Source organism: Dyadobacter fanqingshengii (assembly GCF_023822005.2).
Classification (GTDB): domain Bacteria; phylum Bacteroidota; class Bacteroidia; order Cytophagales; family Spirosomataceae; genus Dyadobacter; species Dyadobacter fanqingshengii.
The window spans coordinates 1,818,805-1,835,130 of record NZ_CP098806.1 but is presented as its reverse complement, the minus strand read 5'-3'; the positions used below and the strand labels follow the sequence as shown (position 1 = coordinate 1,835,130).

Below are 16,326 nucleotides of genomic sequence, written 5' to 3'. Positions count from 1 at the left end.
AAAACGTTCCAGATGAATTTCGGTCGTGCTGAGATTTTTTTACACATTTTTTTCGCTTCAATTTGCTCTCTCGCATATGCGCAGCCGGAAGAGCCCAAAGTGACCCGCTACGACGGAAAAGTGAGCCAAAAGATCGTCATGACGAAGGATTCACCCATTTACGACCACGCTTCCGGCAAGCGTATCAGTTATGCGGTTTATGATGAAATGCTCCGGAAAAATCCCGGCGTGTACAGGACACAGCCCATTTTTGATAAATATGGAAAGGCTTCTGCTTTTGAAATCGTAAAGAAAAGCCAGCTCCTGATCCAGGGCAATGGTGCAGTCATGCAAAATTCCGATCTGATGCCCGAAGTAGGGGAGCCATTGCCTCCGTTTGTAATGCACGGACTGGATGGAAAGGAATACAATTCGGAAAAATTGAGGGGGAAATATGTATTGCTGGGCTTTTGGGTCAAGTTTGAAAAACCGCTTTATACATTCGCCAGCACAAAAGTAATCTCCACTTTTATTGATGAAAACCGTAAAAGAGGAATCGAGATCGTATCATTAGGCACTACTTTAAACACGGAAGATGAGTGTCTGGAGGCGATCCCGAAACGGAATTGTGGCTTCGTTCCCGTCCCGGAATCGTATGGTTTTAATCAGCGTTACAAGATCAGCGAAACGCCTTATTTTATATTATTGGATAAAAAAGGCAACATCAAAGCCATGGCGCCGCATACTGAATTTTCTACGATCAGTGAGTTGGTTTTAAGATAGGCTAATGTGCAAGGACTTTTGCTCAATCTTTACCCCAATTGTCCGCTGATCCGGTTGTAAATGCCGGTTGGCTGCCAAATTCTTGTTTCTCCCAGAAACATTCTCCGCGATGTGCGGTAAAATTGAAAGTGGTGTTCCTCGAGGCAACTTATTGCAAAATCGTTATCCGTGGGCAGCACCGCCGCTGCCTCATCCATAGCCCTTCGTTTGATCAATGCTGCGCCCGCAGCCTCAGAAATGGCGATAATAGGCCCATCGCCCCATTCCGGAATGTAAAACCCCTGAACTTGCGAATCGACAACATATAGTAAGGAAGATTTGGCAAAATCAGAAATCACACCGCTGCGATCTTCGCCGGAAACCTGCTGGTCAACATCAAAGATTTGATCCAGATAATTTTCTTCAAACTGCACGATATGATTGGAAAAAGAGGTCACCGGCGCGCCTCCCGTTTTGCGCATATGCGTATAAGTGGTTTCAACCTCAAACCCTAGTTTTGCATATACCGGATAACCATACTCGGTGGCATCCAGGTAAATCGTTTTATATTTAGTCCGGTCGATGTTCGCAATCAGATCTTGTGTAATGGCATTACCGAGCCCTTTTTTCCGATGAGCGGCATGAACAACAATACACGCAAGCCACACCGTGTCCGCATGCGTAATGGCCGTGCCGATCGCAATAAGCTCACCGTTTTCAGAAATTTTGATCGGATGGCAATGCGGAGATGGGATGAAATATGCGAAACGGGGAGTCAAATCGCCCCAGTCTGCGGGCTGCATGGCAGGCAATTGCGGTAAGTCGGCTGTGAGAAATTTAGAACTTTTCATGTAAGGCTAATGATGCTTTCTAGTCGCTAAATACCTAAAATTATGCTTTGAACTCACGGGAGGCGATAAATATTTATATTTTTATCAATCCATTCCAAAATTCTTATTCCATGGAAATCATTAAAGCCGCAGATGTCAGACAGTTTCTCGAGGATCAAAAATCAGTCATTGTAGATGCCCGGGGCGGTCCGGATGCATTTGAACGTTTCCGCTCCGCACACATTGAGAATGCACTTTTTGTGAATTTGGAAACAGATCTTTCGGTAAAATCGGACAATGCTGCGGACGGGGGCAGGCACCCTTTGCCAGCACCCGTAACTTTTGGGGAATTGCTAGGGAATTTAGGCATCACGCCAGAATCAACGGTAATTGCTTATGATGATAAAAAAGGCGCAAACGCTGCTGCACGTTTTTGGTGGATGCTAAAAGCGGCAGGTCACAAAAAAGTTTACGTAGTGAGCGGTGGGATCGAAGCTCTTCAAAAAGCCGGATTTCGGATGACGAAGGGGGCTGCTCCAAAGCCCGCTGCGGCTCCGCCATACAACTTTGTTGATTATCAGTTGCGTTACGTAGATGCCGATGAGGTCGCAGACGCAACCGAAAACCCTGATTTCCTCGTGATCGACGTGCGCGAAAATTACCGGTTTGTGGGTGAAAGCGAGCCGATTGATTTGGTGGCGGGACATATTCCGGGGGCTGTGAACATTCCATTTGCAGGAAATCTGGATAAGGACGGCAACTTTTTATCCAGTTCAGAATTGGCTGAAAAATACAAAAGCGCATTAGGCACACGGGACCCGAAGCATGTGATTGTGCATTGCGGATCCGGCGTTACGGCTTGTCATACATTATTGGCGCTTGCCGACGCTGGTTTGGAAGGCGCAGCCCTGTACGTAGGCTCATGGAGTGAATGGTCGCGTAACGACAGGCCCGTCGCAACAGGGAATTGATGTTTGCAGTCTATTCGATTCCGCGCCGAAAGGAATTTTGTTGCTATTTTTTTTGTCGCCGTTCAGTAACTCAAAATAGCCGCATATGGGGAAACGGACTTTCTTTGTACAAAGAAAATATCGCAATAAACCCTTGAAAACGCGACAATGGGCGCCTATGTAATGAATTCTGCTGAACTATTGGAATTGAATAATTATCCCAATCCGCAATACGTGGGAGCGGATCATTATGCCACGCGGGGCAGCGATTTTACCTGTTTTCATGAGACGAAAGTAGGGACACTCCGGTTTAAGAATTCGCTTTTTCCTCATATGCACGTCATGGATCTGCGGTGGAGCACCAATCAGGAGCTTACGCTGATTGGAGCGGATCTTAGCGATAATGTTAATATCAATTTCCACATGGCAGGGAAGCTCAATACCCGTTTCAAAGGCCTTGCAGAAGAACTGAAAATGCGGCCGAAAACGCATAACCTGGTTTTTTCACCTATGGACGGCGATATCAATCATGTGCAAGCCAATTCGGAGCTTGAAATGTTCCACATTAGTTTTAATAAAACTTTTTTTGCCGACATTATAGGTTGCGATGACGCCTGGAGCGAGCAAGTGTTGAATAACCTATTTTTCAACAGACCATTTTCCGGCGTGACCGGAACGCTGGACATTACGCCGCAAAAGTTGTTGTTAATCAAAGAATTAAGGGATTGCAGCTCCACTGGCCCATTTCGAAATTTAATGATCCAATCCAAAACGCTTGAATTACTGGGACATCAAATTAACCAGTTCAGATCTCCCAATTCCGTCCATGACGAAATTAAACCGGATGAAGCTGAGAAATTGCACCGCCTCAGGGCGTATCTGGACACACATTTCCTGGATGATCTGAGCCTCACCCAATTGAGCCGTGTTTGCGTGTTGAATGAATTTAAGGTCAAGAAAGGCTTCAAGCTGCTTTTTGGGACGACTGTATTCAACTATTTGCGCAAGAAGAGGATGGAATATGCTGAAAAACTTTTGCTGGACTGTTCGCTATCTGTGGAAGAAGTAGCCCATATACTGGGATATGAGCATGCCCACCATTTTTCTGCGGCTTTCAAAAAACATAATAATACAAGTCCATCGAAATATAAAAGCAGTAAACGCTCTGCACTTTTTTAAGCCTGTTTCAGAGTTATGTTCCCAAAATACAAGCTCCTCGCGTCAACCGCCACCATCGTATTGACTTCGTTTACATTCCTATTTATTGCCGACTGGGAAATTAGCAAAGGTTACACCATTCATTTCGATGGGAAATATGCAAAAGGATCTTTCTCAGATCTCAGTGGCCTGATTACTTTTGATCCTGAACATCCGGATGCAGCTAAATTTGATGTTGTGATAAAAGTAGCCTCCATTGAAACGGGCAACGATCTGAAAAATAAGCATGCAAAAAGCGACAAATGGTTTGACGCTGAGCGGTTTCCGGAAATACATTTCACCTCGACTAAGGTGGCCAGGATCGATTCAGCGTTTGTCGTTGAAGGAATGTTAGAATTGCATGGAATAAGGAAGGAAATCGCCATTCCCTTCACATTCAGGCAACAAGAATCAGGCTCAATGTTCTACGGCAAGTTCAAAGTCCACCGGGGCGATTTCGGAATTGGCAAAACCCACGGTAAGGAGTCAGACTCAACGCTGGTTGAGGTTTCAGTGCCGGTTACTGCCAAATAACGGCACAAGAAATGTTTAGAAATAATTGTACAAATCAATTTCAAGAATATTTGGTATGATTATTTTTTTAAGTGAATGATAACAATTTATTAACAGCCATGAAGAGTCACATAATGTGCCATTATAAAGACGGGGCACTGGTTTTTTGCACCACAAACAGTTATTCATATAGTAAAGCGCATGAGATCCTGGACGTATTCAATTTACTGGGTCTGGTCTCTAAATTGCGTGTCAAATCTTCCAATTTGTTTGGCGTTGTCGGCCGCTTACATGTAGACTATGATCCTTTCCAGCATGAGCCGGGAAAGTGGAGCGAGGTCGTTTCCGAACTTGTCCGCAACAAAACTTTCCTGGAAGAAAAGCTCGAAGCATTTTAGCGTTTATTGAGCTCTTCAAGCTGCTTTACCAAGTCATTTAAGTCTTTTTCCGCTGTTTGCAGCGAATTCAACTCATCCGTTTCCACGACACTTTCTGCGGGATCGTCAAAGTTTTTTGTTTCCTCCATCACTTCTGGATTTTCGCGGTTTTCCTGTGAGAACTCGGTGGCCAGATCCAGATTCGTTTTTTCAAATTCAATTTGCTGGCGCTTGGCAAAAATTTTCTCTTCCAGGTCTTTTTTCAAATCTTGTGAAGTGTTCATTCGCAGTTTTTTTGTTTCAAATCCAACTGAAAAAACCAGGCCACTTTACCTTCTGCTCAATAGTGCTACCGTTTATTCATTGGTTTGCAACTAAAATTTTGGGATTCATAAAATTTGTCAGGGTGGCCTAAAGTCATTTTCAAATTTTCGTAAACCTAAAATTCAGATCATGAAACAGCATTATAAAACAGGTGTTTACATCATTTTCTTTCTCATATTATTTGTGGCTTATGTCGTGAAAATGCGTGAGCTGAACTCCGGCAAGTCTAAGCCGAATAGGCTAACTCCTTTAAAATCAAACAGCAAAGAGCAGCCCAGCATTGTCCCGGACAGCACCATAAGCAGCATTCAGCAAAGCCTGGCCAAGCGGGAATACAACATTTCTTTCGACTCCGAAAAGAACACATTGCAAAGCCCCAACCGGAAGCAAGGCCTTCGCGCGTACTATAAACCGGGCGAGCTTACGGTAAACAACCGCGTTGATTCGGCAGGCCATAACTTCTCCTTGAAACTGGTTAATGAAGGCATCTTCGCGGATGGCAAAAAAATCCTTTCACCACAATCAAATGCAAAACTTGAAAATGCAGACAATACACTGCAAATCAAACACAAAGGCTTCATTGAAGAGTTTGTCAATAACGAGGAAGGCGTCCGCCAAAACTTCATCATCGACTCTGCACCCATCGACACGAAGGAATTGCAGGTAAGGTTATCCGTAAAAGGTTTGGAGGTTCATGACTTGAAAAATAATGAGCTGCAATGTTATGCTGAAAATAAAGAAGGCAAACTGACCAGCAGCCTGATTTATAAAGACATTAAGTGCTGGGATGCGGACGGGAAAATATTGCCCGCAACGTTGCGCTATGAAGATGGACTTGTAATGCTAAGCGCTAATGTGCAAAGCGCCGCTTACCCGGTGACCATTGATCCCATTGTTGTAAACGGAAACCCAACCAATGCCAATGCAATCGTGGAAAGCAACCAGATCGGCGCTCAGGCTGGTTACGCAGTATCTTCGGCCGGGGATGTGAATGGCGACGGATACAGCGATGTGCTGGTAGGGGCGCCTTTCTTCGATAGCGGGGAGACTAATGAGGGCGTTGTGTTCGTATACCATGGTTCGGCCTCGGGACTGAGCGCCAATGCGGCGGTAACCTTGCAAGGCAACCAAAACGAAGCCCAGTTCGGCACCAGCGTTTCTTCTGCTGGTGATCTCAATAAAGATGGATATAGTGACGTCCTTGTCGGTGCTCCTTTCTATACCAAAGGTGAGACCAAAGAGGGCGCGGCAATGGTGTACTACGGCTCTGCATCGGGTTTGAACAGCGTAGCGACAATCCTGGAAAGCAATCAGCTAAATGCCAAATTTGGCAGGGCCGTTGAAGGACTTGGCGACGTAAATGGCGATGGTTTCAGCGATGTTATCGTTGGTGCTCCTTTGTATGACAAAGGGCAGGCCGATGAAGGCGCTGCTTTTATTTACCATGGCTCAGCGGCTGGCATTAACCTGTTGGCCGCCAACATTCTCGAGAGTAATCAGGAAAAAGCGCAGTTTGGCTATTGCTCTGCGGGAGCTGGCGATGTAAACGGGGATGGCTACAACGATGTACTCGTGGGCGCATATGCCTACGACAAAGGACATGAAAACGAAGGCGCCGTATTTGTACATCTGGGCTCTGCCGTTGGCATTAACAACAACGCCTCCGTGGTCTTAGAAGGCAATCAAATCAATGCTCAATATGGCTGGTCTGCTGCAACAGCCGGTGATGTGAATGGTGATGGCTATTCCGACATCATGGTTGGGAGCTATTTATACGACTATGGGCAAACAAACGAAGGCGCAGTCTTTGTCTATCATGGATCTGCTCAGGGCATCAAAGCAAGTGCAGCCCTCAGGTTAGAAAGTAATCAACCCGAAGCAAAGCAGGGCATTGCAGTGGCCTGCGCCGGAGACGTCAACGGGGATGGTTACAGCGACGTAATGATCGGCATCTGGCAATATGACAAAGGCGAAAGCAACGAAGGAGCAGTTGTACTGCACCACGGCTCACCCAATGGCCTGATATCCTCACCTGCATCCACACTTGAAAGCAACCAGGCCGATGCTGGATTGGGATGGTCTGTTAAGAGCGCTGGGGATGTGAATGGGGATGGGTATAGCGATATCATCACGGGCGCGAATACTTATGATAAGGGGCATGTGGATGAGGGGGCGTCGTTTGTTTGGATGGGGCGTCCAGCGGGCGTGCTAAACTGGAAAATGAAAGTAATAGAATGCAAGAATGATCAAGCAGAACTAGGATTTGTTGTCGCTGGCGCAGGAGACGTAAATAGCGATGGATACGATGACTTTTTAGTTGGAGCGCCTAACTTTGATAATGGCCAGAACGATGAAGGAGCAGTTTTTGTCTATCACGGTTCATCAAATGGTGCAAATGATGTAATAACAACTCAACTAGAAGGTAATCAGATTAATGCGACATTTGGAAAGTCGGTTTCCCAGGCTGGCGATGTCAACGGCGATGGATTTGATGACGTGATTGTAGGAGCGATAGGCTACAGTAATCAGCAGACCAATGAGGGCGCAGCTTTTGTATACTATGGCTCAGCTTCGGGCATTATAGCTAACAAACTGACTATTCTAGAAAGTGATCAGGCCACTGCCTGGATGGGAAGCTCTGTGTCCAGTGCGGGCGACGTAAACGGAGATGGATTTAGCGATGTAATTGTTGGTTCTCCTAATTTTTCATCTGAATTTTCTACTGAGGGAGCCGCCTTTGTATTTCACGGTTCGGCAAATGGTATAATTCAAGCTTATAATGTGAAATTGAAAGGTGGGCAAGCAGCTGCTCATTTGGGCTATTCCGTAGCTAGCGCAGGCGACGTCAATGGGGATGGATTTTCTGATGTGATTGTCGGCTCTCCTTTTTTTACAAACGCCCAGAATACAGAAGGTGCTGCAATTATTTTTCATGGATCTGCAAATGGAATAACAAGCTTGCCTGCCACTATAATTGACTCTAATGTAGCTGAGTCTAATTTTGGAGGGAGCGTAGCATCAGCGGGCGATGTTAATGGTGATGGCTATTCTGACATTATTGTTGGCGCAATTCACTATACAGATTGGCAGAACAATCAATATAAAAAAGGTGCTGCATATGTTTATTATGGAAGCTCTTCAGGAGCAAGCTTAAATCAATTTACTTTTTTGGAAGGTAACCAAGCCTATTCTCGTATGGGGGGGAGTGTCGCTAGCGCAGGGGATCTAAATGGAGATGGTTATGGCGACATTGTGATAGGTGTAGAAAATTACACTGATGTAGAAGTTGCAGATGCAGGAGCTGCTTTTATTTACTATGGATCTGCATTCAAAATAGCGTCAGGATCCGTGCCGAATGATATCCTCAAAAATACTGACAGCAAAGATTTTGATTTTTTTGGTAAATCTGTTGCTAGCGCAGGTGACATTAACGGTGATGGATATGGCGACCTCGTTTTAGGTGCTCCACTGTATAACAATGGAGGCGTCGAAGGTGGCGCAGCATTTATATATTACGGAAACAACGGCAACAATAACAAAAACCTCCAAAACAACCTCCGCCTCTATAACTCCAACCTCACAACCCCCATCAACCAATCCCAAAAAGCCAAAGATGACTTTGGCGCTGGACTCTACGCCAAATCATTCCTGGGTAAAAACAAAGGCAAGCTGGTTTGGGAGACGAAGGCTATGGGGCAGGGGTTTTCGAAAGGGACCAATGGTGTAATTACGAATAGCACGATGTCGTCCGGTTCGCAGAATGCTTATGCTAGTTTGGGGTTGACTGGGACGGAGCTGAAAAGTGTCATTGCTAAGCAGGGATCTGCAACCAAAGTTCGGGTGCGGGTAAAGTATGATCCTGCGCTTGCCTTAACCGGCCAGCTTTACGGACCGTGGCGTTACTTGCCTGCTTACCTCGTGGGTAACAGCATTGCGCCCGCGCCGGAGGATGTTGTGGACGACATGTCGGAGACTGTGAAGCAGAAGGTGGACGAGTCTTTGGCTAGGAAGAAAGGAGAATCTCTTTACGTATATCCTAATCCGGCATCTGATCGGTTGATGTTGAAAATGGATGGATCGGAGCGGATTAGGAGTGTGCAAATGTTGACGGTTGAGGGGCGTTCGGTTTACCGTTCACTGACACCGGTTTCTGAAATTGACGTCAGGAATGTGGCTGCGGGGAATTATATTTTATTGGTTACGCACTTGGATGGCTCGACAAGCACAAGGAAAGTGGTCATTGAAAAGTAGCGCTGACTGAAAAGTAATACTAAGCAAGACGAGTCGTACCGAGCTATACGCATAGAAAAATCCTTCTGATTTCAGGAGGATTTTCTATTAGGTATAACAAGAGTGCGGCTCTCATTTATACCAAAATCGCCACGTCCGGGTCGGTGAAACTTTGTAAGCTGTTGGAGGAATAGCCAAGCCCGACGCGCTTTCCCGTGTTTTCTGCCTGCTCCAGGAGTTGGAATACTTTTTCTTCACCTTCAAGCTGGAGCGCCTGATATAAAATATTCCCGTAATAAAATTCCTGGGAACCCAGGCCGTTTTTCAAAGCAGCCAATTGGCAACGGTCAAAAATTTCCTTTCCTGTCATGGGTTCGCAGCGTTTGGATTCATCTGGTATCATTCTGGCCAAAAGATGCGCAAAATAAACCCAAAGTTGCATGGTTTAAACCAAATGTTTTGGCAACGGAATATCCTGGCTTAATTCGTCGGGAACGGGAGCGAGATATATTGTCTGAATAGGAATAAGGCCCGACCAGATCGGCAGCTCCAAATCTTCCTCTTCATCCTTCGGCATTCCTGACCTGGTTTTGGCGCACGCTTCGTCGAACGAGAATGCCAGCGCGGTGGTTTTTCTGACTTCACTGTCTTTCATCGGGCGCAGATAATCCCAGCTGTCAGGGACGATCTTGTTCGTAAGCCATTCAAATGCAGCCCTTTTCGTGTCGAAATCTTCTACCTTTTCAGCATTTGAAAAAATAATAACCGATCTGTAATTGACCGAATGACTGAACGCAGATTTAGCAACAACCAGCGCGTCTGTGAGCATAACCGTGATGCAGACGGGAATGCCTTTCTCAATTTCCCTGATAAAATGACTGCCTACGGAGCCATGAATGTATATTTTATCTTCATAACGCACGAATGCGGTCGGGATGGAAAATGGGCGGTTGTCCACTGAATAGCTGATTGTGCAGAACAGCGCTTCATCAAGAATGGAGCAAATTACTTCATGGTCCTGTGTTGATCTTTTGGCTAGTCTGCTTGGTGCGAGGTGGGCTGGGGGAGCGCTCATGGGTTTTGTTTTTTAACAAAAATATGCTGAAATTGGATGCGTAAAAGAGTCCAATATTTAGAAACAAAGTGGTCCAATTATGGTTCAGGTCCTCTCTACTTTGCTGCTTGTAGAAAAGAAAAGCAAACAGCCCGTGTATCTCCAAATCGCCAATCAACTTATGGCGCTGATCCGCAACGGAACATTGCAAACTGGTTACAGGCTGCTCAGCACCAGGCAATTGGCAACATTGCTACAAGTGCACAGACGCACAGTTGTGCAAGCTTACGACGAGCTGCTGGCACAGGGCTGGCTGGAAAGTCACACAGGCAATGGTACATTCGTAGCCAAACACTTGCCTGAAATTGAATTCTCTCAAAAGCATCATGGAACCGAAAAGACCCTAGTGCCTGCTGAAAAGGCAGGTTTCAGTTTCAATCAGCTACCGCACCTGGACCGGGCAATTCTGCGCAGCAATACCCGGCTGCATCTGGACGACGGCTTCCCGGATCCAAGGCTAGCGCCATTGGAAGACCTGTCCCGGGCTTATCGCAGCCAGTTGTTGGGCGGAAATCCATATTCGCGGTTGGGTTATGGCGACACGAAAGGGTCATCGTGGTTGCGCCAGGAACTATCGGCTTATCTCAACGAGACCCGCGGTATGAAAACATTGCCTGAAAACATCCTCATTGTTCGGGGCGTTATCATGGGTCTCTATCTGGTCAGCACGGCCTTGTTGCAACCTGGTGATAATGTGGTCGTTGATGCGCTTGGCTGGTTTGGTGCCAGCATGAATATCAGTCAGGCCGGGGCGAATCTGGTGCGTGTGCCTGTGGACGAACATGGGATAGATGTTGCTGCGTTGGAGCAAATATGTCAAAAGCAGACGATCAGGATGATTTACGTGACCTCACATCATCATTATCCAACAACTGTTGCCCTCCGTGCAGACCGGCGCCTGAACTTACTGAAATTGGCTGAGCAATATCGCTTCATCATTTTCGAAGATGACTATGATTGCGATTTTCATTATCTGAGCAAACCGTTAATGCCGCTCGCCGGTGCCGATCCTGCCGGGATGGTAATGTATTGCGGCTCTTTTACCAAAACAATTTCGCCAGCTTTCCGCGTAGGCTATCTCGTGGGGCCGGCCGATGTGATTACTTATTTGGCCAAATTACGGCGAATTATTGACCGGCAGGGAGACCAGATGCTGGAAAATGCGATTGCCGAATTGCTGCACACGGGCGTCATCCAGCGACATTTGCGGAAGTCGGTCCGGATTTATAAACAGCGTCGTGATTTGTTCTGTGATCTGTTACGGAGCGAGCTTGGTGAATATGTAAAATTTCAGGTTCCGGATGGCGGGATGGCGGTTTGGACGCAGTTTAATCCGGATATTAATTTGATAAAATTGGCTGAGAAAGCGCTGCAACAGGATCTGTATATGTCCAACGGAACGTCTGGAATTCCAAAAGGCAATGGCTTCGTTGAACCGCTTAACAGCTCCATAAGATTGGGTTTCGCATCTTCAAATGCAGATGAATTGAAGGAAAGTGTTGAGATAATCAGGAATTTATTGGGAAATTTGCAGGCAAATTAGCCTGGAAAATAAATTTATGTTGAATAAGATCATTGAGAGCTATCGCGTCTCATTCAGCGGACTGAGCAGGGAAACCTGGTTGCTTAGCCTGGTCATTCTGGTGAACCGATGCGGCTATATGGCCGTGCCGTTCATGAGTATGTACATTACGCAAAGCCTTCACAGAAGCATTGCGGACGCTGGTTTAATCATCACATTGTTCGGTGCCGGATCTGTTCTGGGCGGAATGGCGGGTGGTTATCTGACCGACATCTGGGGTTTCAGGCCCGTACAGATCGTCTGTCTGGTAATCAGTGGACTGTTATTCGTTCTTTTCGGGTTGATTACCAATTTTACGGGACTCTGCTTTCTGATCGTGCTACTCAGTTTCTTCGTGGAAGCATTTAAACCCGCGAACAGCACCGCCGTTGCAGCATATTCTTCACCCGAAAACCTCACGCGTTCCTATGCGTTAAACCGCCTGGCTACGAATATTGGTTTCGGATTCGGCACTTCGGTAGGTGGGATCCTGGCGGCTATCAATTATAGTTTGCTGTTCTGGGTTGATGGCGTTGTATATGCTTTTGCAGGGGTATTGATTATGCTTTTGCTGCCAACAGCAAAAATAGTCCGGCAGTCCGGCCATGTCCATACGCCTGAAATCAAAGGGCAATCTCCCTGGAAAGATGTTCTTTTTGTGAGGTTTTTGGTGATCGTAATGCTATATATGATCTGTTTTATACTGCTTTTCAGGCTGGTACCAGTATATTGGAAAGAGGAAATGCACATTGGCGAGTCCACAATTGGGATTTTGCTCGGCATGAACGGCATTATCATAGCATTGTTCGAGATGATCCTCATTCAAAATCTGGCAAACCGTCGTCCTGATTCGTACTTTATGGTCGCAGGAACGATTTTCAGTGCTCTCGCTTTTAGTATGTTGGTAGTTCCGGTGATAGCGCCGGTGCTTCTTGCGGCGGCGGCTGTGATCCTGTTCACGATTGGCGAAATGCTTGCATTGCCTTATATCAGCACATTTGTCATGAGCCGGGCGTCGGAATCTAACAGAGGCAAATACTCGGCTGCTTACTCGGTTTCACAATCCGTTGCACAGATTATCGGTCCGGCAGCTGGCGGCTACATTGCGGCGCATTGGGGTTATAACGTGCTGTGGGTAGCACTGGTTGTGCTGAGTTTTTCGTGCGCATTTGGTTTCAGAACGCTTTTTCAAGGGAGGGTGGGGCTGGGTTAAGCCTCATTTTCTTCCCCCGCTTTTTTAGATTGCTCCAGTAAATCAAGCAGCTCCTTGTTTTTCTCGGCCTCTCTTTCCAATGCTTTTTTTTGTAGCTCGATCAGATCGTCCTTCTTAACCATTACATAATTTTCTTGCGGCTCTTCAAATTGTGGCGCTTCGCCGATCAGATAGGCTGCGGTTGTACTGAATAGTTCTGCCAGTTTTTTGAACTCTGCAATGGAGGGTTCGTTCTTATTTGTTTCCCAATTTGAAATAGTGCCCTTACCTTTTTTGGCCATAATCACCGCTAGCTGCTCCTGACTTAAACCTAGTTTTTCGCGACCCTGCTTAATTCTTTTGCCAATACTAATCATTAATTTATATTTTAGTGCTAATTAATTTGATCTTGATGTAATTTTATTGTACTTTTGTATATCGGTTTTCGTAATGCACAAATTACAAAAAAGCCTGTAATCTTCTCACACATTATCTTAGTTACAAATGGAAAAACAACAAACCCGCGTGAAGGAGTATGGTTGCATGACAATCAAAGAGCGCCTGCTCCTCCGATTTATCAAGTCGAGAAATGTTGTTGGTAAGAACTGGCGGGGCGTGCTCGCCTCAAGGGATCCTTTCTTCAACACCAAATTAGGCGGAGATTATCTAACCTCAGTCGCCCAAGCGGTGTCGGACAGCAGTCGTGGCAATGTGGACCGCATTGAACGCGTTACTGTTGCGCTCGAAAAAATTGCCGGCATCAAGCCGGTCGCTGTGGTGTAGTAACAACCGTTACTTCAACTCCGTCGTAATGAATTCCAGAATGCCGGTGCCGGTATTTTTTAAATCATGAATGGAGCTGCCCTGCTCAATGATATTTTGAAAAGAGGTCTGCCCTTTTTTGAATGTAAAACTTACCTGGCTACCGTCTTCCTGGTTGGAAACGCCTTGCCCATCCTGTAACACAGTCCAGAAATAATCGTAGTTGTGACGATGGTAATGGATGCGTTCGCCGGGTTGCAGGCTGATGTGCCAAACTTTTACTTTATCATTCTCGAAAAGCAAAGTGTCACCCACTGCCTGATTCTGTGTATTCTCTTCGCGTTCTTCCCGAAGTTGTTCAGGGGATAATGTATCGGTTCTGGACATTTTTCCTTGCGATTTTGGTTGATTGTTGTTGTTATTCCAATGTTCTTTTGGAATTGTAAAAAGATTTTTGGTCTCAAAAATTACTCTTTTATCCGATAACGGCTTTTACGAAAAGGACAAAAAAACCTGGAAAGGAGTTGCTGTCCAACTCCTTTCCAGGTTTCTTACAAGTTGATTTTAATCCCGCCGTTAAAAACAAAACCATCCAGTGGTGCATAAATGTCCCTGAATGTTGGCGTTGCAATGCTTCCGGTGTAAATGTTGTCAAACCGGGTCTGGCGTGCGTCCAGGAAATTTTCGAAATTGATATAAATAGAAAATCTTTCCCAAAGCCGCTCCACCATAAAGCCCAGGATCACATATTCCTGGCCGGTTTTTCCATCGCTAAGTTGCTGTTTGCTAAAATAATAAGCTTCCAAGCCCGCTTTCCATTTTTCTTCCACTTCATAAAACAGCACCGAGTTGATCCGGTGTTTCGGTGTCAGAAAATTTTGCTGATGGCGACCGTTTTCGCGTATCCGCGCGTCCGTGTAGGTGTAGCCCATTAACAATTTAAAATCGCTGTAACCGAGTTTCAAATTTGTCTCCGTTCCTCGCGTGTCAATGTGGCCGCTGATGTTTTCAAATCGGTAATTAGCATTGCCGGTCGGTTTGAGGATCAGCGGCTTCGTAATGTAAGTGTAGAAAAACAATTGGTTGATACTCAAACTCAGCCGGTCATTAAAAAGCATTGTCTGATAATTGACGTCCCAGTTTCCGCCATAACTGTGTTCAAGGCGATTCTTATCTTTGTCGATACCCAAAACACCTTGATACTGAATGCGTTCACTCTCCTCTGTGAAAATTGTCGGAGCCTTGTAACCCAGGCCGCCGCCGATGCGGGAGGTGAAAGCGGGTGAAAATTTCAGTAAAGCAGAAATTCTGGGCAGAAAAGCCAGGCCATAATCCACCACATAATCGGCCCGCAGACCGGTTTCGACGTGCATCCATTCCGCAGCTTTCCATGTATTCTGGGCAAATGCGCCCAATGTGTTAAGGTTATAGTCGCGTTTTGGACCGGTAACAAATGCTTTTTCTTTGAACTGGTCCGTCCACAAATTTGCACCCGCAATCCATTCCAGTTTATCGCCGTGATTGGCATACGATGCTTCCGTGAATGTGGAATACTGCGTTCCGTCAAATGCATAGCCGGGCGTCGTCAGCTTCCTGTTGAAATAACTTACACTGTTTTTAACAATGAAATGTTCGTGCTCTCCGAAGATATGATCAAACAAAAATTGAGTGCTGATACGCTCTGTTTTGTTTTTTTCAAAATAGCTGTGGCCGGTTTCATTTTTGTTTTTGATAAAATGCATGTCCCCGCCGATGCGCTTTTCAAATGCCGTATTCACACCCAAACTGATTGTTGTGTTTTCATTGGGATAAACAAAAAAGCGCGGATTGAAGGTGAAACGCTCGAATTTGGGAATGGCCGAAAAGTCAATTCCCGCAGGGTCGTAAGCCGCATTGCGGTTATGTGCAGCAAAAATGGTGGCACCGGTTTTACCAAATTTTTTGGAATAAAAACCATTTGCATCAAAGCCGCCCGCGCTCGTTCCGTTCAAATGGAATTTCAGTTCCTGCTCGTCCTTGGGCGTTTTGGAAATCAGATTGACCAGCCCGGCGATGGCGCCGCCGCCGTATAATGTGGAGGCCGCACCCTTAATGACTTCCACCTGTTTGAGATCGAGTGGCGGAATTTGCAGCAGGCCCAATCCGCTGGATGCACCGGAATAAAGCGGGAAACCATCTTTCAGAATCTGCGTGTAACGACCGTCGAGCCCCTGTATACGAATGCTCGCGTTGGCGCTTGTGGCGGAAGTGGTTTGCACCTGGATGCCGGTGCTTTCGCTCAAAACCATGCGAATGTCGCCCGGTTTCATGTTCGCTTTTTCGTCAAGTTCCTCACCGGCAATGAATTCCACACGGGTTGGGATGTCGCGTATGGTCCGGGAGCTGCGGGTAGAAGAAATGACGACTTCTTCCATTTCCTGGGTTTTGTCCGTTTGGTAAACAGACGTTGTATCGGTTTTATCTTGTGCCTGAATTTGGCCAGCATATAGCATAACCAGCACAAGCAAGAATATTTTCTGCATTGTGAGATTTAAA

At 46.0% G+C, this 16,326-nt stretch carries 16 protein-coding genes; 9 read left to right on the top strand and 7 right to left on the bottom strand.

Features of this window, described 5'->3' with window-relative positions; all coding sequences use genetic code 11:
* The first annotated feature begins 12 nt into the window (after positions 1–12).
* Positions 13–762: a TlpA family protein disulfide reductase gene (locus NFI81_RS07480; protein WP_234613144.1), complete on the top strand. Its 750-nt coding sequence runs from the start codon at positions 13–15 to the stop codon at positions 760–762.
* A gap of 29 nt (positions 763–791) precedes the next feature.
* Here the strand turns inward: NFI81_RS07480 and NFI81_RS07475 are convergent, their stop codons facing one another.
* Positions 792–1,592: a GNAT family N-acetyltransferase gene (locus NFI81_RS07475; protein WP_234613145.1), complete on the bottom strand. Its 801-nt coding sequence runs from the start codon at positions 1,590–1,592 to the stop codon at positions 792–794.
* Between the two features lie 110 nt (positions 1,593–1,702).
* On the opposite strand from NFI81_RS07475, the gene NFI81_RS07470 reads away from it, so the two are divergent.
* The 4 genes from NFI81_RS07470 to NFI81_RS07455 all read left to right on the top strand — a co-directional run bounded on the left by NFI81_RS07470 (position 1,703) and on the right by NFI81_RS07455 (position 4,629).
* Complete coding sequence (locus NFI81_RS07470) at positions 1,703–2,542, top strand: sulfurtransferase (RefSeq protein WP_234613146.1); 840 nt, start codon at positions 1,703–1,705, stop codon at positions 2,540–2,542.
* A 162-nt stretch (positions 2,543–2,704) separates the two neighbouring features.
* Positions 2,705–3,700 carry a helix-turn-helix domain-containing protein gene (locus NFI81_RS07465; RefSeq protein ID WP_234613147.1) on the top strand — a complete coding sequence of 332 codons (996 nt, stop codon included), beginning with the start codon at positions 2,705–2,707 and terminating at the stop codon, positions 3,698–3,700.
* 15 nt (positions 3,701–3,715) lie between these two features.
* On the top strand, positions 3,716–4,252 hold the full coding sequence (locus NFI81_RS07460; protein ID WP_234613148.1) for a YceI family protein: 537 nt from the start codon (positions 3,716–3,718) through the stop codon (positions 4,250–4,252).
* Between the two features lie 98 nt (positions 4,253–4,350).
* Positions 4,351–4,629: a hypothetical protein gene (locus NFI81_RS07455; RefSeq protein WP_234613149.1), complete on the top strand. Its 279-nt coding sequence runs from the start codon at positions 4,351–4,353 to the stop codon at positions 4,627–4,629.
* On the opposite strand, the gene NFI81_RS07450 is transcribed toward NFI81_RS07455, so the two are convergent.
* Positions 4,626–4,892: a hypothetical protein gene (locus NFI81_RS07450; RefSeq protein WP_234613151.1), complete on the bottom strand. Its 267-nt coding sequence runs from the start codon at positions 4,890–4,892 to the stop codon at positions 4,626–4,628. The genes NFI81_RS07455 and NFI81_RS07450 overlap by 4 nt on opposite strands.
* Before the next feature lie 169 nt (positions 4,893–5,061).
* Between NFI81_RS07450 and NFI81_RS07445 the strand changes: the two genes are divergently transcribed.
* Positions 5,062–9,183: an FG-GAP-like repeat-containing protein gene (locus NFI81_RS07445; RefSeq protein WP_234613152.1), complete on the top strand. Its 4,122-nt coding sequence runs from the start codon at positions 5,062–5,064 to the stop codon at positions 9,181–9,183.
* Between the two features lie 115 nt (positions 9,184–9,298).
* On the opposite strand, the gene NFI81_RS07440 is transcribed toward NFI81_RS07445, so the two are convergent.
* Both NFI81_RS07440 and NFI81_RS07435 read right to left on the bottom strand, forming a co-directional pair.
* Positions 9,299–9,604, bottom strand: coding sequence for a hypothetical protein (locus tag NFI81_RS07440; RefSeq protein WP_234613153.1), 306 nt, complete (start codon positions 9,602–9,604; stop codon positions 9,299–9,301).
* A 3-nt stretch (positions 9,605–9,607) separates the two neighbouring features.
* On the bottom strand, positions 9,608–10,237 hold the full coding sequence (locus NFI81_RS07435) for a pyridoxamine 5'-phosphate oxidase family protein (RefSeq protein ID WP_234613154.1): 630 nt from the start codon (positions 10,235–10,237) through the stop codon (positions 9,608–9,610).
* Between the two features lie 79 nt (positions 10,238–10,316).
* Here NFI81_RS07435 and pdxR point away from each other — a divergent pair, with 79 nt between their 5' ends.
* Together pdxR and NFI81_RS07425 are read left to right on the top strand one after the other, a co-directional pair.
* Positions 10,317–11,819, top strand: a complete 1,503-nt coding sequence (pdxR, locus tag NFI81_RS07430; RefSeq protein WP_234613155.1) for a MocR-like pyridoxine biosynthesis transcription factor PdxR — start codon at positions 10,317–10,319, stop codon at positions 11,817–11,819.
* A 16-nt stretch (positions 11,820–11,835) separates the two neighbouring features.
* Complete coding sequence (locus NFI81_RS07425) at positions 11,836–13,050, top strand: MFS transporter (protein WP_234613156.1); 1,215 nt, start codon at positions 11,836–11,838, stop codon at positions 13,048–13,050.
* On the opposite strand, the gene NFI81_RS07420 is transcribed toward NFI81_RS07425, so the two are convergent.
* Complete coding sequence (locus NFI81_RS07420; RefSeq protein ID WP_234613157.1) at positions 13,047–13,406, bottom strand: helix-turn-helix domain-containing protein; 360 nt, start codon at positions 13,404–13,406, stop codon at positions 13,047–13,049. The two genes, NFI81_RS07425 and NFI81_RS07420, sit on opposite strands and share 4 nt — an antisense overlap.
* Before the next feature lie 127 nt (positions 13,407–13,533).
* Here NFI81_RS07420 and NFI81_RS07415 point away from each other — a divergent pair, with 127 nt between their 5' ends.
* Entirely contained in the window at positions 13,534–13,812 is a 279-nt protein-coding gene (locus NFI81_RS07415) for a hypothetical protein (RefSeq protein WP_082216423.1), read from the top strand.
* A gap of 9 nt (positions 13,813–13,821) precedes the next feature.
* On the opposite strand, the gene NFI81_RS07410 is transcribed toward NFI81_RS07415, so the two are convergent.
* Positions 13,822–14,178, bottom strand: coding sequence for a cupin domain-containing protein (locus NFI81_RS07410; RefSeq protein ID WP_234613158.1), 357 nt, complete (start codon positions 14,176–14,178; stop codon positions 13,822–13,824).
* A 164-nt stretch (positions 14,179–14,342) separates the two neighbouring features.
* Positions 14,343–16,313: a TonB-dependent receptor plug domain-containing protein gene (locus tag NFI81_RS07405; protein ID WP_234613159.1), complete on the bottom strand. Its 1,971-nt coding sequence runs from the start codon at positions 16,311–16,313 to the stop codon at positions 14,343–14,345.
* Between the last annotated feature and the right edge of the window lie 13 nt (positions 16,314–16,326).

Excerpts from the sequence above, each read along its gene's own strand:
- NFI81_RS07420 (WP_234613157.1), bottom strand. The coding sequence starts at position 13,406 with ATGATTAGTATTGGCAAAAGAATTAAGCAGGGTCGCGAAAAACTAGGT.
- NFI81_RS07475 (WP_234613145.1), bottom strand. The coding sequence starts at position 1,592 with ATGAAAAGTTCTAAATTTCTCACAGCCGACTTACCGCAATTGCCTGCC.
- NFI81_RS07410 (WP_234613158.1), bottom strand. The coding sequence starts at position 14,178 with ATGTCCAGAACCGATACATTATCCCCTGAACAACTTCGGGAAGAACGC.
- NFI81_RS07455 (WP_234613149.1), top strand. The coding sequence starts at position 4,351 with ATGAAGAGTCACATAATGTGCCATTATAAAGACGGGGCACTGGTTTTT.
- NFI81_RS07435 (WP_234613154.1), bottom strand. The coding sequence starts at position 10,237 with ATGAGCGCTCCCCCAGCCCACCTCGCACCAAGCAGACTAGCCAAAAGA.
- NFI81_RS07405 (WP_234613159.1), bottom strand. The coding sequence starts at position 16,313 with ATGCAGAAAATATTCTTGCTTGTGCTGGTTATGCTATATGCTGGCCAA.
- NFI81_RS07460 (WP_234613148.1), top strand. The coding sequence starts at position 3,716 with ATGTTCCCAAAATACAAGCTCCTCGCGTCAACCGCCACCATCGTATTG.
- pdxR (WP_234613155.1), top strand. The coding sequence starts at position 10,317 with ATGGTTCAGGTCCTCTCTACTTTGCTGCTTGTAGAAAAGAAAAGCAAA.
- NFI81_RS07445 (WP_234613152.1), top strand. The coding sequence starts at position 5,062 with ATGAAACAGCATTATAAAACAGGTGTTTACATCATTTTCTTTCTCATA.
- NFI81_RS07470 (WP_234613146.1), top strand. The coding sequence starts at position 1,703 with ATGGAAATCATTAAAGCCGCAGATGTCAGACAGTTTCTCGAGGATCAA.
- NFI81_RS07450 (WP_234613151.1), bottom strand. The coding sequence starts at position 4,892 with ATGAACACTTCACAAGATTTGAAAAAAGACCTGGAAGAGAAAATTTTT.
- NFI81_RS07415 (WP_082216423.1), top strand. The coding sequence starts at position 13,534 with ATGGAAAAACAACAAACCCGCGTGAAGGAGTATGGTTGCATGACAATC.
- NFI81_RS07465 (WP_234613147.1), top strand. The coding sequence starts at position 2,705 with ATGAATTCTGCTGAACTATTGGAATTGAATAATTATCCCAATCCGCAA.
- NFI81_RS07440 (WP_234613153.1), bottom strand. The coding sequence starts at position 9,604 with ATGCAACTTTGGGTTTATTTTGCGCATCTTTTGGCCAGAATGATACCA.
- NFI81_RS07425 (WP_234613156.1), top strand. The coding sequence starts at position 11,836 with ATGTTGAATAAGATCATTGAGAGCTATCGCGTCTCATTCAGCGGACTG.
- NFI81_RS07480 (WP_234613144.1), top strand. The coding sequence starts at position 13 with ATGAATTTCGGTCGTGCTGAGATTTTTTTACACATTTTTTTCGCTTCA.